The 21,277-nt window shown below is 72.6% G+C and carries 21 protein-coding genes; 11 read left to right on the plus strand and 10 right to left on the minus strand.

Going from position 1 to position 21,277, the window contains the following annotated elements:
* Positions 1-59: 59 nt before the first annotated feature.
* The gene (npdG, locus tag AB0F62_RS17075; protein WP_361798708.1) at positions 60-776 is read right to left on the minus strand and encodes an NADPH-dependent F420 reductase; all 717 of its coding nucleotides are present in this window, start codon (positions 774-776) and stop codon (positions 60-62) included.
* Positions 777-1,045: 269 nt separating this feature from the next.
* On the opposite strand from npdG, the gene AB0F62_RS17080 reads away from it, so the two are divergent.
* The 4 genes from AB0F62_RS17080 to AB0F62_RS17095 all read left to right on the plus strand — a co-directional run bounded on the left by AB0F62_RS17080 (position 1,046) and on the right by AB0F62_RS17095 (position 4,910).
* Positions 1,046-1,729, plus strand: a complete 684-nt coding sequence (locus AB0F62_RS17080; protein ID WP_361798711.1) for an FCD domain-containing protein — start codon at positions 1,046-1,048, stop codon at positions 1,727-1,729.
* 66 nt (positions 1,730-1,795) lie between these two features.
* Entirely contained in the window at positions 1,796-2,389 is a 594-nt protein-coding gene (locus tag AB0F62_RS17085) for a hypothetical protein (protein ID WP_361798714.1), read from the plus strand.
* A 10-nt stretch (positions 2,390-2,399) separates the two neighbouring features.
* Positions 2,400-3,359 (plus strand): dihydrodipicolinate synthase family protein, encoded by a 960-nt coding sequence (locus tag AB0F62_RS17090; RefSeq protein WP_361798717.1) that lies wholly within the window; start codon positions 2,400-2,402, stop codon positions 3,357-3,359.
* 276 nt (positions 3,360-3,635) lie between these two features.
* The gene (locus tag AB0F62_RS17095; protein ID WP_361798720.1) at positions 3,636-4,910 is read left to right on the plus strand and encodes an MFS transporter; all 1,275 of its coding nucleotides are present in this window, start codon (positions 3,636-3,638) and stop codon (positions 4,908-4,910) included.
* Between the two features lie 22 nt (positions 4,911-4,932).
* Here the strand turns inward: AB0F62_RS17095 and AB0F62_RS17100 are convergent, their stop codons facing one another.
* From AB0F62_RS17100 to AB0F62_RS17115, 4 genes are all read right to left on the minus strand, one after another.
* Positions 4,933-6,630: a carbohydrate binding domain-containing protein gene (locus tag AB0F62_RS17100; RefSeq protein WP_361798723.1), complete on the minus strand. Its 1,698-nt coding sequence runs from the start codon at positions 6,628-6,630 to the stop codon at positions 4,933-4,935.
* A gap of 165 nt (positions 6,631-6,795) precedes the next feature.
* The gene (locus AB0F62_RS17105; RefSeq protein WP_361798726.1) at positions 6,796-7,476 is read right to left on the minus strand and encodes a hypothetical protein; all 681 of its coding nucleotides are present in this window, start codon (positions 7,474-7,476) and stop codon (positions 6,796-6,798) included.
* 120 nt (positions 7,477-7,596) lie between these two features.
* Positions 7,597-8,589 (minus strand): CapA family protein, encoded by a 993-nt coding sequence (locus tag AB0F62_RS17110; protein ID WP_361798729.1) that lies wholly within the window; start codon positions 8,587-8,589, stop codon positions 7,597-7,599.
* A gap of 34 nt (positions 8,590-8,623) precedes the next feature.
* On the minus strand, positions 8,624-8,860 hold the full coding sequence (locus AB0F62_RS17115; RefSeq protein ID WP_361798732.1) for a hypothetical protein: 237 nt from the start codon (positions 8,858-8,860) through the stop codon (positions 8,624-8,626).
* Positions 8,861-8,924: 64 nt separating this feature from the next.
* On the opposite strand from AB0F62_RS17115, the gene map reads away from it, so the two are divergent.
* From map to AB0F62_RS17140, 5 genes are all read left to right on the plus strand, one after another.
* Positions 8,925-9,773 carry a type I methionyl aminopeptidase gene (gene map, locus AB0F62_RS17120; protein WP_361798735.1) on the plus strand — a complete coding sequence of 283 codons (849 nt, stop codon included), beginning with the start codon at positions 8,925-8,927 and terminating at the stop codon, positions 9,771-9,773.
* A gap of 125 nt (positions 9,774-9,898) precedes the next feature.
* Positions 9,899-11,038, plus strand: coding sequence for an iron uptake system protein EfeO (gene efeO, locus AB0F62_RS17125; RefSeq protein WP_361798738.1), 1,140 nt, complete (start codon positions 9,899-9,901; stop codon positions 11,036-11,038).
* A gap of 20 nt (positions 11,039-11,058) precedes the next feature.
* On the plus strand, positions 11,059-12,312 hold the full coding sequence (gene efeB, locus AB0F62_RS17130) for an iron uptake transporter deferrochelatase/peroxidase subunit (protein ID WP_361798741.1): 1,254 nt from the start codon (positions 11,059-11,061) through the stop codon (positions 12,310-12,312).
* Between the two features lie 16 nt (positions 12,313-12,328).
* The gene (gene efeU / locus AB0F62_RS17135) at positions 12,329-13,300 is read left to right on the plus strand and encodes an iron uptake transporter permease EfeU (protein ID WP_361798744.1); all 972 of its coding nucleotides are present in this window, start codon (positions 12,329-12,331) and stop codon (positions 13,298-13,300) included.
* Positions 13,287-14,177 carry a hypothetical protein gene (locus AB0F62_RS17140; protein WP_361798811.1) on the plus strand — a complete coding sequence of 297 codons (891 nt, stop codon included), beginning with the start codon at positions 13,287-13,289 and terminating at the stop codon, positions 14,175-14,177. The genes efeU and AB0F62_RS17140 overlap by 14 nt, the downstream gene beginning before the upstream one ends.
* Before the next feature lie 39 nt (positions 14,178-14,216).
* Here AB0F62_RS17140 and AB0F62_RS17145 read toward each other — a convergent pair whose 3' ends face one another.
* Positions 14,217-14,966, minus strand: coding sequence for a bifunctional DNA primase/polymerase (locus tag AB0F62_RS17145; RefSeq protein ID WP_361798747.1), 750 nt, complete (start codon positions 14,964-14,966; stop codon positions 14,217-14,219).
* Positions 14,967-15,398: 432 nt separating this feature from the next.
* On the opposite strand from AB0F62_RS17145, the gene AB0F62_RS17150 reads away from it, so the two are divergent.
* Entirely contained in the window at positions 15,399-16,070 is a 672-nt protein-coding gene (locus AB0F62_RS17150; protein ID WP_361798749.1) for a biliverdin-producing heme oxygenase, read from the plus strand.
* 52 nt (positions 16,071-16,122) lie between these two features.
* Here the strand turns inward: AB0F62_RS17150 and AB0F62_RS17155 are convergent, their stop codons facing one another.
* The 4 genes from AB0F62_RS17155 to AB0F62_RS17170 all read right to left on the minus strand — a co-directional run bounded on the left by AB0F62_RS17155 (position 16,123) and on the right by AB0F62_RS17170 (position 20,267).
* Entirely contained in the window at positions 16,123-17,505 is a 1,383-nt protein-coding gene (locus tag AB0F62_RS17155) for a serine hydrolase domain-containing protein (RefSeq protein ID WP_361798752.1), read from the minus strand.
* Between the two features lie 87 nt (positions 17,506-17,592).
* On the minus strand, positions 17,593-18,645 hold the full coding sequence (locus AB0F62_RS17160) for a putative sulfate exporter family transporter (RefSeq protein ID WP_361798755.1): 1,053 nt from the start codon (positions 18,643-18,645) through the stop codon (positions 17,593-17,595).
* 65 nt (positions 18,646-18,710) lie between these two features.
* Positions 18,711-19,274: a cysteine dioxygenase family protein gene (locus AB0F62_RS17165; RefSeq protein WP_361798757.1), complete on the minus strand. Its 564-nt coding sequence runs from the start codon at positions 19,272-19,274 to the stop codon at positions 18,711-18,713.
* Positions 19,275-19,361: 87 nt separating this feature from the next.
* The gene (locus AB0F62_RS17170) at positions 19,362-20,267 is read right to left on the minus strand and encodes a LysR family transcriptional regulator (protein WP_361798760.1); all 906 of its coding nucleotides are present in this window, start codon (positions 20,265-20,267) and stop codon (positions 19,362-19,364) included.
* A gap of 171 nt (positions 20,268-20,438) precedes the next feature.
* Between AB0F62_RS17170 and ddaH the strand changes: the two genes are divergently transcribed.
* Complete coding sequence (gene ddaH / locus AB0F62_RS17175) at positions 20,439-21,254, plus strand: dimethylargininase (protein ID WP_361798763.1); 816 nt, start codon at positions 20,439-20,441, stop codon at positions 21,252-21,254.
* The last annotated feature ends 23 nt before the right edge of the window (positions 21,255-21,277 follow it).

Here is a 21,277-nt window from a genome sequence, read left to right on the forward strand (position 1 = left end):
GGGCGGCTCCTGTCGGGTCGGTCGCGAACCCGCCCATTGTCCCCCATGCCCCCGCGGGCCTAGACGTCGGTCAGGCGCAGACCGGCGTGTGCCTTGTAGCGGCGGTTCACCGAGATCAGGTTGGCCACCAGCGCCTCCACCTGGTGCGCGTTCCGCAGCCGGCCGGCGAAGACGCCGCGGACGCCGGTGATGCGGGCGGCGAGCGCCTGGACCAGGTCGGTGTCGGCGCGGCTCTCACCGAGGACGAGGACGTCGGTGTCGATCGAGTCGATCTCCGGGTCCTCCAGCGTCACCGCGGACAGGTGGTGGAAGGCGGCGGTGACCCGGGACTCCGGCAGCAGGGCGGCGGCCTGCTCGGCGGCGCTGCCCTCCTCGGGCTTGAGGGCGTAGGCGCCCTGCTTGTCGAAGCCCAGCGGGTTCACGCAGTCCACGACGAGCTTGCCCGCGAGTTCCCCGCGCAGCGACTCCAGCGTCTTGGCGTGGCCCTCCCAGGGGACGGCGACGATGACGACGTCGCTGCGGCGGGCGGTCTCGGCGTTGTCGGCGCCTCGCACACCGAGCCCCAGCTGCTCGGCCGTGGCCTGGGCGCGGTCCGCGGCACGCGAACCGATGATCACCTGCTGGCCGGCCTTCGCGAGCCGGTACGCCAGGCCGCGTCCCTGCGGGCCGGTGCCGCCGAGGACGCCGACGACGAGGCCGGACACATCGGGCAGCTCCCAGGGATCCTTCGCCGGGGCCTTGGGGGCGGGGGTCTCGTTCCCACTGTCAACAGTCATACCGCGATCCTGCCAGGTGGGCACGGTGCCGGGCCCCCGGTGACGCTGTGACGCGCCCCTCGTCGCACGGCACACCGGCGATCCGCGACCGCCCCCGTACGCACCGGTATCGGCTCGGAGGGCGACGGATGTGAGGTATGACATCGGTGTTGCCTCCCGTTGCGCGGCCGGGGGCGGACGCTGGACGTCCCTTGTCCCGTGCGGACGGCGCACACCAGAGCTGACGGAACGTCAAGAGTGCACGACAGCACAGGGAAGGGCGGCCACCCGTGACCAGAACCGCCGGCAGGAGCCGCGGCCCGAGGCTCCAGGACCGCATCATCGAGCTGATCCACGAGCGGCGGCTCGCCCCCGGCGCCACCCTGCCGACCGAGCCGCAGTTGATGAACCTGCTCGGCGCGAGCCGCAACAGCGTCCGCGAGGCGGTACGGGCGTTGCAGGCGCTCGGCATCGTCGAGATCCGGCACGGTACGGGCACGTTCGTCGGCGAGGCCCCGCTGCGGGTGCTGATGCCCTCCCTCACCTTCCACCTCCGCTCCCGGGTACGGGCCCTGGCCGACCTGGTCGCGGTGCGCGAACTGCTCGAGGTCGGCCTGATAGGCGAGGTGGCCGGGACGATACCGGCACGGCGGCTGGACGAACTCGACGCGCTGGCCGGCAGGATGGCCCACGACCCCGACGCCGACCGCGCCTTCCACGCGCTGCTCTACGCCTCCTGCGGCAACGCGCTGGTGCTGGAGCTGATCGACCTGTTCCACAGCGCCTACCACGAGGTCGGCGCCGCCCTCGTGCCGGCGGACGACCCCGTCGAGCGCGTCGTCGCCAACCACCGCGCCGTCGTCGGCGCGCTGCGCACCGGGGACGCGGGCGCGGCCAGGGCCGCCATGCGGCGGCACTTCACGGACGTACGGGAGCGGGTGTCCAGGGCGCTGCCCGCGGACGGCTCGGACTGACCCCGATCGGGTGAGCAGGCCGCGAAGCGGGACCGGGCGGCGACCGCGGTCCGCGAGGATGCGGGCATGGATGCCGTACGGGTCGAGGTCGTCCGCGAACTGCTGGCCGGAAGCGAGTGGCCGGAGCTGACCCGGTCGTTCGCCGGCTCCCTGCGCGGGGCCGTCCGCCGGGGCCCCGCGGGCGGGCTGCTGCTGGTCGGCAGCGGCGGCTACGAGCCGTGGCACATGGCGGCCCATCTGGACGACGAGGCCGCCTGGAGCGGTCTGCCGGAGCTGTCGCCGACGCTGGTGCGCCATCGCGTACCGCCGGGAGCACCCCCGCATCTGGCGATCGGGACGGCCCGTCTGGAGGCGGCGCGCAGGGGCGAGACGGTGCTGGTGGTCACGCCCGAGCGGGCGGAGGCCGGGCTGCTGGAGCGGGTCGAGGACGCGCGGCGCTGCGGCGCGACCGTCCTGGCGATGGACGCGGGGGACCCGGATCTGCGGGGGCTGGCGCACGACGCCCTCACCGTGCCGCCGGAGCCGTCCGAGGTCGGCATGGACGTGCTGCAGCATCTGGTCAGCGCGGCGGCGGGGCGCCGGGTGCGGTTGCGGGACCGGTTGCCCCGACTCTCGCGGCTCGCCGAGCAGTTGGTGTCGCCGCCGCCGGCGAGCTGGTAGGAAGCGCTCCATGAACGGAACCGGGACCGATCCGCTCCGCCCACTGCGCGGGGTCGTACCACCCCTGTGCACGCCGCTCACGGAGACGGGGGACGTCGACACCGAGGGCCTGCGCGCCCTGGTCGGGCATGTGCTGTCGGCGGGGGTGCACGGGGTCTTCGCGCTGGGGTCCAGCGGCGAGACCGCGTTCCTCACCGACGCGCAGCGGCGCACCGTGCTGACGGCGGTCGTGGAGGCCGTCGGAGGGCGGGTGCCGGTACTGGCCGGGGTCGTCGACATGACCACCCCGCGCGTCCTGGAGCACGCGCGGGCCGCCGTCACGGCGGGCGCCGATGCCCTCGTGGCGACCGCGCCCTTCTACGCGGCCACGCATCCGGTGGAGATCGCCGACCACTTCCGCCGGATCCGGGACGCGGCGGGCGGGCTGCCGCTGTTCGCGTACGACATCCCCTCGGCGGTGCACACCAAGCTGCCCGCGGCGACCGTGCGGGTCCTCGCGGAGGAGGGCACCCTGGCCGGCCTCAAGGACAGCAGCGGCGCCGACGGCCCCATGCGCAGGCTGCTCACCGAGCTCCGCCGCCGCGGTCTGGACGCCTCCTTCTCCCTGCTCACCGGCTCCGAACTCGCGGTGGACGGCGCCCTTCTGGCGGGCGCGCACGGGGTCGTCCCCGGTCTCGGCAACGTGGACCCGCACGGCTACGTACGGCTCCACGAGCACGCGATGGCGGGGCGGTGGCCCGAGGCCGCCGCGGAGCAGGACCGGCTCGCGGCGCTCTACGGCATCGTCGACGCCGGGGCCGACTCGACGCCGATGGGCCCGAGTTCCTCCGCGCTGGGCGCCTTCAAGGCGGCGCTGCGGCTGCGCGGCGTCATCCGCTGCGCGGCCACGGCCCCGCCGCAGGTCCCGCTGGACGACACCGCGGTCGCGGTGATCCGGCAACGCCTGGCGGCGGCCGGGCTGATGCCCTGACGCCGATGCCCGCCCACCGCGTCCGCGCGGTGCGTCGGGCCCCGGTGTCCGGTCGCCGTTCGCCGGCGCGTTGGTGATCCCGGGGCCGCGGCGTGGGCGGCACTCGGATGTGAGCCCGGCCATGCGGTCGCCGGCGCGCGCACGCGCGGAGCGCCGCGGGCCTTCGAACGACGCGGGCCCCGCGCGGTTGTGGGGCGCGGGGCGCGATACGTGGACCAGGGCGTGGACCGGAAACCCGGTTGCGCCGGAAAGCCCGTGCACGGAGCATACGACCTCGTGCCCAGACTCCTCCCCGACCTCGCACCATGGCGGACCTCGCGGGATTTCCGCCTGATGTGGTCCGCCGGCCTCATCACCAACTTCGGCAGCTTCCTGACCTTCGTGGCCGTCCCGGTCCAGATCAAGACGCTGACCGGTTCGACCCTGGCCGTCGGCGCCCTCGGCGCGGTGGAGTTGGTGCCGCTGATCGTCTGCGGCCTGTACGGCGGCGCCCTCGCGGACGCCCTGGACCGCCGCAAGCTGATCCTGTGGACGGAGGCCGCGCTCGGTGTGCTGTCGGCGCTCCTGCTGGCCAACACCCTGCTGCCGGAGCCGATGATCTGGCCGCTGTACGTGGTCGGTGCGCTGACCGGCGCGCTGGGCGGGCTGCAACGGCCCGCGCTGGAAGCCCTCGTACAGCGGATCGTGCCGCACGACCAGCTGACGGCGGCGGCGTCGCTCAACGCGCTGCGCTGGCAGATCGGCGCGATCGCGGCGCCGTCCCTGGCCGGAGTGCTGGTCGCCTATGCCGGCCTGGGCTGGGCGTATGCCATCGACGCCCTGACCTACGCCGTCTCACTCGTCCTCGGACTGGGCCTGCGGCCCTCGCCGCCGTCGCACGACGCCCGGCGGCCGTCGCTGCGCTCGATCGCGGAGGGCGCGCGCTATGCCTGGGGCCGCAAGGAGCTGCTGGGCACCTACGCGGTGGACATCGCGGCGACGGGACTGGCGTTCCCGATCGCCGTGTTCCCGTTCATGGCGGACGACCTGGGCGCCCCCTGGTCGCTGGGCCTGATGTACGCCGCTCTGCCCGCCGGGGCGCTGGTCATGAGCCTGACCGGCGGCTGGTCCTCCCGGGTGCATCGGCACGGCCGGGCCATCGTCCTGGCCGCGGCGGGCTTCGGGGGGTGCATGGCGGCGGCCGGATGGACCGGCAATGTGTGGCTGGTGCTGCTCTTCCTGGCGCTGGCCGGGGCGTTCGACATGGTCAGCGGGGTGTTCCGCGCGACGATGTGGAACCAGACCATCCCGGACTCCCTGCGCGGCCGGCTGGCCGGCATCGAGTTGCTCTCCTTCACGGTCGGGCCGCAACTCGGGCAGGTGCGGGCCGGTGGCGCGGCGTCGCTGCTCGGCCTGCGGACCTCGGTGTGGACCGGCGGCCTGGCCTGCGTGGCGGCGGTCGGGGCGCTCGCCGCCTGCCTGCCGACGCTGATGGCGTACGACGCCCGGACCAACGAGCACGCCGTGAGCATGCGCAAGGCGGCGGAGGACGCGGTGTCCTCCGCCGCCTGACCCGTGGGGGGCGGGGGTCCGATCAGCCGGTGAAGCCCGCGGTGATCGAGGTGAACTGCCAGGTGCTCTGGTTGATGCCGGAGCAGTTGCTGGTCACGCCGCCGCCGGGGCACGGGCGGTCCCGGTTGACGGACCAGTAGGCGAGCCGGGCGATGTGGTGGGAGTTGGCCCAGTCCCGGATCTGGGTCCAGATGGCCGGGGTGGTGTTCTCCTGCTGGTCGCTCAGCCCGTTCATGCCGGAGATGCCGAGGTGGGCGTAGGCGGTGGCGTCGTCCCATCCGAAGACGGACTTCAGCTTGGCCTTGAGGCCCTCGGCGGCGTTCACGGTGTTGCCGTACATGTCGGCGCCGCCGCCGAAGTCGAACGGCATGATCGTGAAGACGTCGATGTTGGCGCCGAGCGCGTTGGCCCGCTCGATGAGGCGGTTGCCCCAGTAGCTCGGGCCGGTCGTCGAGGTGCCGAAGGTGATGATGGTGCGGATGCCGGGGTTGTTCTGCTTGACGATCTTGAGGGCGTTCAGGACGCGGTCCTGGACGACCTCGCTCTCGAACTCGTCGGTGTTCTCGATGTCGACGTCGATCGCCTTGAGGCCGTAGGCGTCGATCACCTTCTGGTAGGCACCCGCGAGCGCCTCCGGGGTGGAGCAGTTGGGCCCGAGCTTGTTGCCGCTCCAGCCGCCGATGGACGGGACGATGTCGCCGCCCGCGGCGCGGATCGCGTTGATGGTGGACTGGTCGGTGCCGCCGGTCAGCGGCCGGGAGCCGTCCCAGGCGGGGTTGCAGCCGCCGGAGGAGAGGATGAAGGCCATGGTGAACCACTTGATGCCGGTGGCGCTCATCACCGTGGACGGGCTCGGCGGGTCGCCCCAGCCGAGGTAGAGGTAGGGCGCGGCCTGCTTGAAGCCGGTGCCCCCGCCGCCGCCCGCGTTGGTGGTGACGGTCACGGCGTTGGAGGCGGCGGAGGCGTTGCCCGCGGCGTCGCGCGCCTTGACGGTGAAGGTGTAGGCGGTGCTCGCGGCAAGGCCGGTGACGGTGGCGGAAGTGCCGGTCACGGTGGTGGCCAGGGTGCTGCCGCGGTAGACGTCGTAGCTGGTGACGCCGGTGTTGTCGGTGGCGGCGTTCCAGGACAGCGAGACGCTGGAGGAGGTCTTGCCGGTGGAGGTCAGGCCGCCGGGCGCGGTGGGCGCCTGCGTGTCGCCGCCGCCCCCGCCGCCGGGGCCGTCGAGGCTGATGTCGTCGGCGTTGTAGGTGCCCTGCGCGTACCAGCCGTGCACGTAGATCTGGACGCTGGTCTGCGAGGCGCCGGTGGTGAAGGGGACGGTCAGCTGGGTGTACGAGGACGCGGACGGGGTCCAGGTGGACGCGCCACCGGTGACGCCGAGGTAGACGTACGCGCCGCGCACCCAACCGGTGAGCGAATAGGCGGTGTTGGGCTGCACGGAGACGGTCTGGGTGCACTGGGCGGTGTCGCTGCTGCTGACGGCGCCGGCGAGCGCCTTGCTGCCGCTGTGCACGGGACTGCCGACGACCGATCCGCCGGAGCAGGACCAGCCGGAGAGGCTGCCGCTCTCGAAACCGGGATTGCTCACGAGGTTGGCGGCCTGCGCGGTGCCGGGCAGGGCGATCAGGCTGCCCGCGGCAGCGAGGAAGGCGGCGGTGAGGCCGGCGAGGATGCGGGATCTGCGGGAACCGGTACGGGGGACATGACGACGGAAGAGCACGTGACCTCCCTGTGGGGGGCGGGGGGCTGCGCTGTGCGAGTGGTCTGGACCGTTGGTCTGGACCTGTCACGCGGATTGAAGCGGAGTGTCGTGCTCTCGTCAAGAGGTCCGGACCACCGCCGCTTCCTGGTTCGGCGGTGGTCCGGACCGGCCACGGGCTCCCGGTCAGCCGACGCGTTCGATGCGCGCCTTCCTGATCAGGAACTTGCCGGGCTCGCGGACCTGCTCGAAAGCGGCGTTGTTCAGCAGGGCACAACTCCCGGAGGTCGAGGTCACCGACACCGTGGTCGACTTGTTGTTGTCCAGGTTGGTCACCTTGAGCTTGGTCCCCAGCGGGAACTGGTTGCTGGAGGCGGCCGGCGCGCCGCCTTCCCCGGAGAGGGTGACCGTCGAGCCCGGGCAGACGACCTGACCGGTGGCCCCGCCGGCCGGCGGCGCGGCCTGGCCCTGGTTCTGGTTCTGCCCCTGTCCCTGGTTCTGGCCCTGGTTCTGCCCCTGTCCCTGGTTCTGGCCCTGGTTCTGCCCCTGCCCGGCGGGAGCGGCGGGTGCGGCGGGTGCGGCCGGCGCAGCCTGGGCGGCCCCGCACCCGGAGGCCTCCCGCTGCACGTTGATCTGCCGGATGACCGCCTCGCGATTGGCGATGCGCGCCGCCGACTGGGCGTCCGGGTTGGCCTTCTGCGCCGCGATGAAGTCCTGGTTGTTGCGCAGCGCCTGGTCGAGCCCGTCGCACACCACCGACGCGTGACCCATGCTCATGGTCACCACGGCGAAGCCGCCGGCCAGGGTGGCGGCGCCGGTCGCGAGCGCGATCTTCTGCTTGGTGCTCATCGTGCGTTTCCTGGACATGGGGCCCCTTTCCTCCGACCGGCCGTCGATCGGATCCGGTCCACATGTCCTCAGAAACGGAGCGACGTTGGTCTGGACCTCAATCGGTTCGGAATTTCGGACACGAAAGGGGTTTCTGTGCTACGGGCGAGTAGCCTCGCCGCCCCAGCGCACCACCAGCCGTCCGCCCTCCTCGGTGACCGGGTGTCCGAACCCCGCGCAGGCCCGCCGGAACCGCCGGGCGATCCAGGCCCGTTCGCCGGCGTCGGCCAGCCGGGTGAAGCAGTGGTCGAGGGCGATCGGCACCGCCTCCACCCGGACGGGGCGGTGGCCGGCGGCGTCGAAGGTCACGAGGAAGAGCAGGCCCCGGTCGTTGCGCAGTCGCGGATCGGTCGCGTAGTCGTCCACGAAGTCGCCGAGGTCGTAGAGCACTCCGTCCGCCGCGCCGTGGAAGACGTGGGCGGAGGTGCCCGCCACGAGCGACGCGCCCGCCGTGCGCAGCGCCGCGGCGGCGGCGCGGATGTAGCGGGCCGGACTGGTGGTCATGTTGGGGCCCCAATGGGGGGTGACGAGCACCGCCGCGGTCCGCTCGCGCAGGTGCGCCACGGCGTCCGTGAGCCAGCCGGGCACGCCCTCGCGCAGGTCGGCGTACGCGACCCCCGGGCGGTCCGGCCCCGCGGCGTAGTCGGACGGATGGTCGGTGACGCCGATGACACCGAGCCCGCCGGAGCCGGGGTCCGAGCCGCCGAGCACGGCCGGGGCGCGCGCCGCCGTCTCGTCCGGCCCCGCCCCGACCACGGCGATCCCGGCACCGGCCAGGTGCTCCAGGGTGTCCAGGAGCGCCTCCCGGCCGTAGTCCAGCGCGTGGTTGTTGGCCAGGTTGACGCAGTCCACGCCGAGGTGCCGGAGGGCCCGCACCGCGACGGGCGGGGCGCGGAAGAAGAAGGGCTTGAAGGGGTCGGGCCAGGGCTCGCCGCGGTCGGAGATCGCGCACTCCAGGTTGAGGACGAAGAGGTCCGCCTCCCGCGCGACGGCCACGACCTCCTCGGAGAACAGCGTCTCCGGAGGGGCCTCGGCCAGCCGCGCGGCGACCATCCGGCCGAGCATGGTGTCGCCGGCCAGCCCGAGCTTCACCCTTCCATCGTGCACCCGGCGACCCCGGCCCGGGTCAGCTCTCCTCGCCCTCCCGGGAGCCGCCGTCCTTCCAGCGTGGATCGTTCTCCCACTGCAGGTTCCGCTCGGCGGCCGTCTCCATCGCCCGCTCCGCGTCCGCGCGGCTCGGGTACGGCCCCATCCGGTCCTTCGCGGGGCACTCGGGGCCCTCCTCGACCTTGTGGTGCTCGATGCAGTAGAACCACTCGCCGGGCTTCCCCGCGGGCTTGCGGACCCGCCTGAACAGCGCCATCGTGCCTCCTCGTACGACGTCCTGCCGCCATGCTGCCCGACCGGCCGCCGATACACTCGCTGACATGTCAGTCCTGGTTCCCGGCAAACTCTCCCCCACCCGCCCCGTGCCCGCCTCGATCCCGCGTCCGGAGTACGTGGGCAGGCCGGCCCCGCGGCCGTACGACGGCCCGGAGGTGCAGTCGGCGGAGACGATCGAGAAGATGCGGATCGCCTCGCGGATCGCGGCGCAGGCCATGGAGGAGGCGGCGAAGGCGATCGCTCCCGGGGTCGCCACCGACGAGCTGGACCGGATCGCCCACGAGTACATGTGCGACCACCAGGCCTACCCCTCGGACCTCGGGTACCGCGGCTTCCCCAAGTCGCTGTGCTCCTCCATCAACGAGGTCATCTGCCACGGCATCCCCGACTCCACCGAACTGCGCGACGGCGACATCGTCAACCTCGATGTCACGGCGTACATCCACGGGGTGCACGGCGACACCAACGCGACCTACTTCGTCGGCGAAGTCGCGGAGGAATCAAGGCTGTTGGTGGAACGCACCCGGGAATCCCTGAATCGCGCCATCAAAGCGGTGAAGCCGGGACGGCAGATCAATGTGATCGGCCGGGTCATCGAGTCCTATGCCAAACGATTCAATTACGGCGTCGTGCGCGACTTCACGGGCCACGGCATCAATACCGCCTTCCACTCCGGCCTGATCGTCCCGCATTACGACGACCCGCGCGCGACCACGGTCATGAAGCCGGGGATGACCTTCACCATCGAGCCGATGCTGACCCTGGGCACCCACGAGTACGAGATCTGGGACGACGGCTGGACGGTCGTCACCAAGGACCGCAAGCGCACCGCGCAATTCGAGCACACCCTTGTGGTGACGGACACAGGCGCCGAGGTACTGACGCTGCCTTGACCCTTCCATTGCCTTTCCTTTGCAAAAAGGAGCGGAAGGCACAGTGAGCCTCGGATAGGTTAGGCAAGCCTTTCACAGGAAAGGCTTGCCTAAGCCGTCTTGTCCCTGAGCCGCCAGGAGATCGCATGTCCGCCGTCCGCAGGTCCGCAGTAGCCGCCGCCGGCATAGTGGTCGCCGTCACCGCCGTCACCGGTTGCGCGGAGAAGGCGGACGGCAAGGCTTCCGACGCCATCACGGTGACCGCGACGGACACCAAGTGCGAGGTCTCCAAGACCAGTTTCCCGGCCGGGCACGTGCAGCTGGCCGTCGAGAACAAGGGCTCGAAGGTCACCGAGGTCTACGTCTACACGCCCAGCGACAAGATCGTGACCGAGCGGGAGAACATCGGCCCCGGCACCAAGGCCACCATCACCGCCGAGATCAAGGCCGGCTCCTACGAGATCGCCTGCAAGCCCGGCATGCAGGGCGACGGCATCCGCCAGAAGATCACCGTCACCGGCAAGGGCGCCGTCAAGAGCGACCCCCGCCTGGACGCCGCCGTCGCCGCCTACCGCAAGTACGCCCAGGAACAGGCCGACCTGACCCTCCCCGCGGTCACCACGTTCGCCGAGGCCGTCAAGAAGGGCGACATCGAGGCCGCCAAGGCCGAGTTCGCCACCTCCCGCATCGGCTGGGAGCGGACCGAGCCCGTCGCCGAGTCCTTCGGTGACATCGACCCGAAGGTCGACGTCCGCGAGGACGGCCTGGAGGAGGGTCAGGACGTCGAGAAGGACTGGACGGGCTGGCACCGCCTCGAGCGCTCCCTGTGGAAGGACAAGAAGCTCACCGACCGCGACAAGGAGCTCGCCGACCGGCTGGTCGCGGACCTGAAGGACTGGCAGACCCGGGTCGGCACCGCCGACATCACCGCCACCAGCATGGCCAACGGCGCCAAGGAGCTGCTGGACGAGGTCGCCACCGGCAAGGTCACCGGTGAGGAGGACCGCTACTCCCACACCGACCTGTCGGACTTCAACGCCAACGTCGAGGGCGCGCTGAAGGCGTACGAGCTGCTGAAGCCGGTTGCCGCGGAGAACGACCCCGAGCTCACCGCGGAACTGGACAAGCAGTTCCCCGCCCTGAAGGCGCTGCTGGACAAGTACCGCAAGGGCGAGGGCTTCGTCTCCTACGACACGGTCGGCAAGGACCAGCGCAAGGAGCTCTCGGACGGCGTCAACGCGCTCGCCGAGCCCCTGTCGAAGCTCGCCGCGGCCGTCGCCAAGTAACCCGAGGGGGGTATCGGACCATGTCCGACGAGACCGTCACATCGCGTCGCAGGGTCCTCGGCTGGACCGGCGCGGGCGTCGCCGTCGCCGCTGCCGCGGCCGGCGGCGCCGTGGCCGCCGTCCGCTCCGGGGACGACGTACGGCCCGCGGGTGCCGCGAGCAGTGCGATCGGCTTCCACGGGGAGCACCAGGCCGGCATCACGACCCCGGTCCAGGACCGGCTGCACTTCGCGTCCTTCGACGTCAAGACCGAGGATCGCGAGGAGTTGATCGCGCTCCTGAAGGAATGGACCGACGCCGCCCGCAAGATGACGCAGGGCCGGCCGGTCGGCGAGGGCGCGGTCGGCGGCCTCGCCGAGGCCCCGCCCGACGACACCGGCGAGGCGCTGGGCCTGCAGGCCTCGCGGCTCACCCTCACGATCGGCTTCGGCCCGTCGCTGTTCACCACGAGGGACGGCGCGGACCGCTTCGGCCTGAAGGCGCGCCGCCCCGAGGCGCTGGTGGACCTGCCGAAGTTCTCCGGCGACGCCCTCGACCCGAACCGCAGCGGCGGCGACCTGTGCGTCCAGGCTTGCACGGACGATCCGCAGGTGGCGGTGCACGCGATCCGCAACCTGGCCCGGATCGGCTTCGGCAAGGTCGCGATGCGCTGGTCGCAGCTCGGTTTCGGCAAGACGTCCTCGACCACCCCCGAGGAGCAGACACCGCGCAACCTGATGGGCTTCAAGGACGGCACGCACAACGTCGCCGGCTCCGACAAGGCCACGCAGGACAAGCACGTGTGGGTGTCCGCGAAGGACGGCCCGTCCTGGATGGCCGGCGGCTCGTATCTGGTCGCCCGGCGCATCCGGATGCACATCGAGACCTGGGACCGCACCTCGTTGCAGGAGCAGGAGCAGATCTTCGGGCGCACGAAGGGCGAGGGCGCCCCGCTCGGGAGGCAGCGCGAGCACGACGCGCCGGACTTCAAGGCCATGCTCCCGGACGCCCACGTCCGCCTCGCGCACCCGGACAACAGCGGTGTGACGATCCTGCGCCGCGGCTACTCCTTCACGGACGGCACCGACGGCCTGGGCCGTCTGGACGCGGGACTGTTCTTCATCGCCTACCAGCGCGACGTCCGGGACGGCTTCATCCCGCTCCAGACGCAGCTGGCGAAGCTCGACTCGCTCAACGAGTACATCCAGCACGTGGGTTCGGCCGTGTACGCCGTACCGCCGGGCGTCCGCGGCGCGGACGACTGGTGGGGCCGCGAGCTCTTCCAGAACGACTGAGAGGAAGTGACCGGCGGTGTTCGCCAACTACCTGATCGGACTCCGTGAGGGCCTGGAGGCCAGTCTGGTCGTCTGCATCCTGGTCGCGTACCTGGTGAAGACCGACCGCAAGGACCGGCTGCCGCCGGTCTGGCTGGGCGTCGGCACCGCGGTCCTGGTGAGCATGGCCTTCGGCGCCGCGCTGCAGTTCGGCTCCTCCACGCTCACCTTCGAGGCGCAGGAGGCGCTGGGCGGTTCGCTGTCGGTCATCGCGGTCGGACTGGTGACCTGGATGGTCTTCTGGATGCGGCGCACCGCGCGGCACCTGAAGGCCGAGCTGCACGGCAGGCTGGACGCCGCGATCGCCATGGGCACCGGCGCGCTGGTCGTCACCTCCTTCCTCGCCGTGGGGCGTGAGGGGCTGGAGACCTCGCTGTTCATCTGGACCGCCGTACAGGCCACCGACGACGGGGTGCGCCCGCTGGTGGGCGCGGTGCTGGGCCTGCTGACCTCGGTGGTGCTGGGCTGGCTGTTCTACCGGGGCGCGCTGCGCATCAATCTCGCCAGGTTCTTCACCTGGACCGGCGCCATGCTGGTCGTGGTCGCCGCGGGCGTGCTCGCGTACGGCTTCCACGATCTGCAGGAGGCCGGCTGGCTGCCGGGACTGGACACGCGGGCCTTCGACGTCAGCGCGACGATCCCGCCGGACTCCTGGTACGGAACGCTGCTCAAGGGCGTGTTCAACTTCCAGCCGAACCCGACCTGGCTGCAGGTCACGGTCTGGACGCTGTATCTCGCACCGACGATGTTCCTCTTCCTCCGCCCCGGTAGGGTTGCCGCGCAGGCCGTGAAGCCGTCCGCCGCAGCCCCGAAGGAGCCGACGTCCGATGACCCGCAGGCCGCGATTCCTGCCAGCGCTCGCCCTGCTGACTCTGACGGCGGCGCCGCTGACGGGATGCGTGACGGTGCACGGGGAGCGGGCGCTCGTCCCGTCGGTGACGAAGGCTGAGGCCGCGAAGGCCCTGGACCGTTTCGTCGAGGTCAACAACGAGGCGAACGAGAAGCTCGACGCGAAGCTGATCGGCACCGTCGAGACCGGCCCTCTCGGCGCGGCCGACGGGGCCGGTCTGCGTGCGCGACGCGCCGTCGAGCCCGGCGGCAACCCGGACTTCAAGGCGCTGGCCCTCACCGACCGCCGCTTCCTGATACCCCGCCAGATCGGCTGGCCCAAGTGGTTCGTGGCCGACGTCGCGCCGCGGGTGGGCGGAGCGGCCGGCGGCCCGAACCGGTGGCTGATGGTCTTCGAGCGGGACGGCGCCGGCGAGGCCTGGCGGGTGCCGTATGTCACCGCCGTCCGGGCGTCCGCCGTACCGGAGTTCACCCGGGACGCGGAGGGCCATGTGGAGCCGGTGGCCGCCGACGCGTCGGGACTGGTGGTGGATCCGGGCGAGTTGAGCACCGCCTACACCGGCTACCTGGGCAAGGCGGACGCCGAGGACGCGGCCCTGTTCGCCCCGGGCTCGAACACCTCGCAGCTGATCACCAGCCGGGCGAAGAACGCCCGTACGACCGAGTCGGCCACCCAGTACGCCGACCAGCCCGCCGCGAAGGGGGACTTCGCCCCGCTCGGGCTGCGCACCGCGGACGGCGGCGCCCTGGTCTTCTTCGCCTCGCACCACACCGCGAAGATCACCATGCTGCGGCCGGGCGTCACCCCCCGGCTCGACGCCTATACGAAGGCGCTGATGACCGGCACCGCGAAGAAGTCGGTGACCCTCGGCCGGGTGGCCCGCCAGGCCGTGCTCGTCCCGGCGAAGAAGGACGGTGGCGGCCAGGTCGTCTTCCTCAGCCGGACCGTGGGCCTGGTCGCCGCGCGCGGGGAGTAGCCGGCCGGCGGGCACCCGGCCCGCGCGCCGCCCCGGGGCTCAGTGCAGCCAGCCGGCCGTCTCCGGCTCGGGCTCGACCTGGGCGCAGGCGTCGGTCAGTGCGCCGAGCAGCGGCAGCGGGTCGGGCAGGGCCCGGTCGGGACCGTGGCCGTCGACCCACCCGACGGTGGCACCGGACGGCAGGCGGGACGGCGGCAGCAGCACGTAGCTGGCGCGGCAGTGCCAGCGCAGCCCGGGGTGCTCGTCGAGGGTCTCGGGGTGGCAGTCCAGCTCACAGGGCCACCACTCGTCCTCGTCGGCGGCGGCGCGGGTCGCCGTGAAGAAGAGCATCCGCCCCTCGGAGACGGCGACCGGCCCGGCCTCGGCGCCCTCGGCGGCCAGCCGCTCCAGGGCGATCCGGCCCGCCTCGGCGGGTACGTCCAGAACGTCGTGGGCGATGCCGGTGGCGGTGATGAAGTTGGCCAGCGGATGGGTGCGCAGCCAGCGCCTGACCTGTTCGGGGTCCGTGGTCGCCTGGGTCTGCCAGGCGAAGGAGACCGGGTGGGTGCCCGGGGTCGGGCAGCCGATCCGGTCACAGGAACAGCGGTAGCCGGAGACGGGCGACGGATGGGCTGCGGGCGCCAGCGGCAGGCCCGCGGCCGCGGCTTCCAGCAGGAGCTCGTCCCGGCGCAGATCGTCCCCGTTCCGGCCGCCCGCGGCCGCGCGAACCGCGGCCCCGTCCACTCCGCGGGCCCCACGCTCCCCCGCTTTGCGGCGCAGCCAGTCGGACAACCTGCCCTTGGTGACCATCGAGCCCCTTTCCTCGCCCCGTGAACCCCTGCTCCACCCTACGTAACGAGGGAAAGGACGTATGCGGAATCCACGGATGGTTGAAACCATCCTGCTCCTCGTCCGCATTCCGGCCGTACTCGGGGTACCTCCGGAGAGGGACCCCGGGAACGGTCTCTTCGAGGCCGAATATCGGGATGTACAGCCCTAACCTGCGATGAGGGATTTTTCGGAGATCACTCGCATTTTCCCTTGCGCCGCTGGTCACGGCGCACGCCGCGCCGCCCGCCGGCGACCGCCCCTCCGTGACCACCGTCACCCGCGATCCGACGCACCGACCGCGCCGCGTCCGGTTCCGCGCTAACCTGGCTTTCCGACAGAGCGTCGGCAACCTATTGACTTAGGCATACCTAAGTCGCCACGATTCCTGCAGGCCCGACGCAGGAGGTTCCCTTGACGCCAGCCCCCCGCTCCGCCACCGCACCCTTCTCGGCCGTCATCCGCGGCGCGAGCCGCGACCGGCACACCGAGGCGGAGAACTCCACGTTCATCGGCGACCTGCTCGGCGGCCGCCTCGGAATCGGCGCGTACGCGCGCTACACCGAGCAGCTGTGGTTCGTCTACCGGGCTCTGGAGAACGCCGCCGGAGACCTGGCCGGGGACCCCGTGGCCGGCCCCTTCCTGAGGCCCGAGCTGATGCGGGTCGCCGCCCTCGAGCGCGACCTGGACCACCTCCTCGCCCCCGGCTGGCGGGACCGCGCCGACGCGTTGCCCGAGACGCTCGCCTACGCCGGGCGCATCGGCGAGACCGCCCGCGACTGGCCGGCGGGCTATGTCGCCCACCACTACACCCGCTACCTCGGCGACCTCTCCGGCGGCCAGGTCATCCGCGGCATCGCGGAGAGGACCTGGGGCTTCGCCCGCAAGGGCGACGGGGTGCGCTTCTACGTCTTCGACGCGATCGGCAACCCCGCGGCCTTCAAGCGGGAGTACCGCGGCCTGCTGGACGCCCTGCCGGTCGACGAACTGGAGAAGCAGCGCGTCGTGGAGGAGTGCCGGCGGGCCTTCGCCCACAACTCGGCGCTCTTCGCTGCGCTGGGCCGCGAGTTCCCGCTCACCGCCTGACCGGACGGCGGGCCCGCCGTCCGGCGGCCGCCGCGCCGGCGCACTCCCGCCACTACCCGAGCGGTGACCCCCACCCGGCCGAATCGACACCACCGGGCACCGGCGCCCCCGGGTCGTACGGCGTGCGCGTGAACACGAAGGACCCGAGGTCGAGATGGCTGACGGCGCCGTCGGCGGCGCGGACCGCGCGCAGGGTCTCGCCGTCGTAGTAGCCGTCCAGCCCCGTCCACGTGCCGTCCGGCTCCGCCCGGAAGCGGGCGCCGCGCGCGGTCCCGGACAGGGCGGTCAGCTCCAGGTCGCGGCCGGCGCGCAGACGCAGCACATGCGGTGCGGTGCCCCAGTACCAGGGGCCGGTGAGGGCGAGCAGCTCCGGGTCGGGGTCGGAGACGGGCCGCCAGGGCTCGGGCAGGCGGGGTTCCCGCTCGGCGACGACGCGCAGCAGGTCGGCGGCGATCGTCGTGGTCGGGGCGCCGGTGGTGGAGTTGGCCAGGACGACCGCGCCGAGGCCCTCGGCGACATCGCACCAGAGCCCGGCCACGAATCCCGGCATCGAGCCGCCGTGCCCCACCAGCAGCCGCCCGCCCGCGACCTTCGTCAGCTGCACGCCGAGGCCGTGGTCGCCGCCCGGCGCGGCCGGACGCCGCATCTCCTCCAGTGTGGCGGGCGAAAGGACGCGCTCGTCGCCCGCGGCGAGGAAGGCCGCCCAGCGGCACAGGTCGTCGGCGGTCGACCACAGCTCGCCCGCGGGTGACATCCGCCCGGTGTCCTGTACGGCCTCGGCCATCATCAGCTCGGCGTAGGGATGGACGGCCCAGCCGCCGGCGTGCGGGGCCCGCGGGCGGCGCGTCGTACGGGTCATCCCCAGCGGCTCGAGGACCTCGGAGGTCAGCACCTCGTCCCAGGACGTGCCGTCGTTGAGCGCCTCGACGAGGGCACCGAGCAGGGCGTACCCCGGATTGGAGTAGTGGTGGCGTTCGCCCGCGGGGTGCAGCCGCGGCGCCTCGCCGAGGAGGTCGGCGGGTTCCGGGCGGAGCACGCCGGGGGTGCGCTCCCACCAGGGGCCAGGGGTCTCGGCGGCCAGCCCGGAGGTGTGCGCGAGCAGCTGGCGTACGGTCACCCCGTCGGCCGGGGTGCCGCCGATGTGCTTCTCCACCGGATCGTCGAGGCCGAGGCGTCCCGCGTCGCGCAGCCGCATCACCAGGACGGCCACGAAGGTCTTCGTGATCGATCCGATCCGGTACTGGGTGTCCCCGTCCGGCGCGTGTCCGTCCACGCAGGAGCGCGCCCCGGTCCACACCGTGCGCCCGTCCCGGACGACGGCTCCCACCAGGGAGGGGGTACGGCTCTCGGACTGCGCGACCGCGACGCGGTGCAGCAGGGCCCGGCGGGTCTCGGGGAGCAGGGCGTCGAGCGGCTCGGGTTGCGGTGTCGGCATGCGCTCACCCTAGAGGCCGCGCGGCCGCCTCTTGGAGGTCGCCCCCGGTGGGGTACCGGGGGCGGGGGCGGGGCGGCGGTGCCGACGTCACGTGGTGAGGAGCACGCCGGCGTAGGAGACGGTGGCGATGAGCGTCCAGGAGATCAGGCCGACCGCGGCCACCCGGGGGCCGGTGCGCGCCAGCGTGGGCAGGTTCACCATGCTGCCCAGTCCCACCATGGCCATCGCCAGCAGCAGTTGCTGCGCCTCCTGCGCGCCGTCGAGTACCCCGGCGGGCAGGATTCCGGTGCTGCGTACCGCGATCATGACGAGGAAGCCGACGACGAACAGGGGCAGCAGCGGGGTCCGCGGACCGGCCGCGGCGCCGCCCGGCCCCGCCGTCTTCGCTGCCGCCCGCCGCCTGCGGAACGAGTAGCCGACCGCGGCCACCAGGGGCGCCAGGAGCGCGACGCGCATCAGCTTGACGAGCACGGCCTCGCCGAGCGCCGCGGGACCCGCGGTCTGGGCCGTGGCGACGACCTGTCCGACGTCGTGCACGCCGGCGCCCGCCCAGCGCCCGAACTGGACATCGTCCAGGCCCAGCGGGTGGTGCAGCAGCGGCAGCACCCCTATGGCGAGGGTGCCGCAGAGCGTGACCAGGGCGACGGACGCGGCGACGTCCTCCTCCTCGCTGCCGGTCACCTGGCTCACCGCGCCGATGGCGGAGGCACCGCAGATGGAGTAGCCGGTCGCGATGAGCAGGGGCTGGTCGCCGCGGAGCCCCATGCGGCGGCCGAGCCAGACGGTGCCCCAGAAGGTGGCGGCCACGACGCAGACCACCATGCCCGCCGTGGCCCAGCCGAGCCCGAGCACGTCGTCGAGGCTCAGCTGCAGCCCCAGGATGACGATGCCGATGCGCATCAGCCGTTTCCCGGCGAAGGTGAGTCCCGGCCTGGCCCGGCCGCGCAGGGCCGAGCGCACGCCCGGCAGGTTGGCGGCGGCGATGCCGAGGACGACGGCGGTGGTGGGCACGGGCACGGCCGGCAGCAGCACGTGTAGGACCGTCGCCAGAGCCGCGCCGACGGCGGCGACCAGCAGGCCGGGAAGAACGGTCGCGGCAGCCGTGCGGCGGCTCGCACCGCCTCCGGAGCGGGCCGCCACGGGGCGGACGGCCTGTGCCGCCCCGCGGGGGGCCGGCACAGGGGTGCGCGTCGGGGTGCGGAGGTTCACCGTTCGCCGACCGGCAGCCGGTAGACGCGCCGCACGCTGGAGCCCAGGCGGGATATGTCGGCCCCGTAGATGTGGAGCGAGATGGCCTTGCCGGAGCCGCCGTTCCACACCTGGTGGATGTCGCCGGGCGGCGCGAAGCCGCACACCTCGCCCTGGGCGTTGACGACGTCCTGGGTCGGGACGAGACGGGAGCCCGCGCCGTCGGGCACCAGCCGGTAGCGGCGCTCGTGCTCCTGGCCCTGGTGCACGCCCGTGACGCACCACGAGACGTGGTCGTGGATGGACGTCCGCTGCCCCGGCAGCCAGACCAGGGCGACGATCGAGAAGCTGCCGTCCTCCTCGGCGTGCAGGATGTGCTGCCGGTAGCGGTCCGGGTCGCCCTCGGTGTGCCGGTCGGCCAGCAGGTCGGCGGCGCCGAGGTGGGGCGCGAGCCGCTCCTCCACCAGGCGGGCGGTCGGGCCGGGCGGCAGGCCGCGGCCGACCGTCTCACGCACCTCGTCGACGAGGCGGGCCAGCCGGGCGGTGGGCGCGGAGAGCGCCGGAGCGATCGCGGAGGTCATATCGGCAGCGTCCGGTCATACCGGCTCGCGCGTCCACTGACAGTTTCTTCACCCGTCTGCCGCCGCTCCTTATGGATGGGACCCCGGTCAGCAGCCACTGCGCCGCTCGGCCACAGTCCTGAGCGCGTCGAGCACCAGCGCGGCGGCCGGGATCCGCAGATGGTCGCGCGGGACGTACGCCGCGACCCGGCGGCGCGAGACCGGGTCCAGCGGGCGTCCGGCGACCCGCTCCAGCCGCATGAAGGACAGCACCAGACCGGGCATCATCGCGACCCCCAGGCCCTCCGCCACCAGCGACTGCACCACGAGGTTGTCGTCGGTGGCGAAGGCGATGTCGGGGGCGAATCCCAGCTCGGCGCACTCGTGGAGGAAGTTGACCCGGCAGCGCAGGCAGCCGGCGATCCACCGCTCGTCCGCCAGGTCGCCGAGCCTCACCGAGCGGGACCGGGCCAGCCGGTGCCCGGCCGGCAGCAGGACCATGAGCTGGTCCTCCAGCAGCGGGATCTCCACCAGGTCGTCCGGCACCGACTCCTGCAGCCCCGGATAGGTGAAGGCGAGGGTGATGTCGCACTCGCCGCGGGTGACCCGCTCCAGCGACTCGGGCGGCTCGTCCCCGAGCAGCTCCACCCGTATCCCGGGGTGCTCGGCCGCGAGCAGCGCCAGCGCTTCGGGGATCAGGGTGGCGTTGGCACTGGGAAAGGCGCACAGCCTCACCCGCCCGGTCTCCAGCCGGGTCACCGCCGCTATCTGCTCCCAGGCCACGGACATGCTGTCGAGGATCGTCTCGGCGTGCCGGGACAGCGCCTCTCCCGCCTCGGTCAGCCGCATCCGCCGGCCGACGCGGACGAACAGCGCGGTGCCGACCGACCGCTCCAGCGCCTTCATCTGCTGGGTGACCGCGGGCTGGGTGTAGCCGAGCGCCGAGGCCGCGGCCGAGTAGGAGCCGGCCTTCACCACGGTGTGGAAGGTCTTGATGTGCCTTGAGTCGAACACCATCGAATCATAAGAGAAACTTTGGACAACCCGGCACGGGGCCCTTCACCGCTTCTGGCAGCCGTCGCCCCAGAGTGATTTGCGTCCGCAATCCGGTGCGCGGTGTCCGCTGCGGGTCCACCATGGGCACAACACCCTCAGCAGCCTCAACCGCACCGTGAGGAGCCTTCATTGAGCGCAGCGAGAACCGCCTCGTACCGCCGGTATCTGATGTGTCCTCCCACGTACTTCCGCGTCACGTACTCCATCAATCCCTGGATGGACCCCACCAAGCCGGTCGACCCCGCGCTCGCCCTGCTGCAGTGGGAGGACCTCCGCGACCGCTACCGCTCCCTGGGGCACACCGTCGAGATCCTGCAGCCGCTGCCGGGCCTGCCGGACATGGTCTTCGCCGCCAACGGCGCCACCGTGGTCGACGGCCGGGTCTTCGGCGCCCGCTTCGCCAACGCCGAGCGGGCCGCGGAGGCGCCGGCGCACCGGGAGTGGTTCCTGAACCGCGGCTACGGCGACGTGCACGATCCGCACCACATCAACGAGGGCGAGGGCGACTTCGCGGTCACCGCGAGCTGGCTGCTGGCCGGGAAGGGCTTCCGCAGCAGCCCGCTGTCGCACTCCGAGCTCCAGGAGTTCTTCGGCCGCCCCGTCATCGGCCTGGAACTCACCGACCCGCACTTCTACCACCTCGACACCGCGCTGTGCGTGCTCTCCGGCGACGAGATCATGTACTACCCGGACGCCTTCTCCCCCGGCAGCCGGGCGGTGCTCCGCCGGCTCTTCCCCGACGCGCTGACCGCCACCCGCCAGGACGCCGCGGCCTTCGGGCTCAACTGCGTCAGCGACGGCCTGCACGTCCTGGTCCCCTCCGGCGCCACCGCGCTGCTGGGCCGGCTGCGCGAGCGCGGCTTCGAGCCGGTGCCGGTGGACATGTCCGAACTGCACAAGGCCGGCGGCAGTGTGAAGTGCTGCACCATGGAGCTGCGCGACTGAGCGTGATACGAAAGGGCGCATGT

It is taken from the genome of Streptomyces sp. NPDC026673, assembly GCF_040638135.1.
Lineage (GTDB): Bacteria > Actinomycetota > Actinomycetes > Streptomycetales > Streptomycetaceae > Actinacidiphila.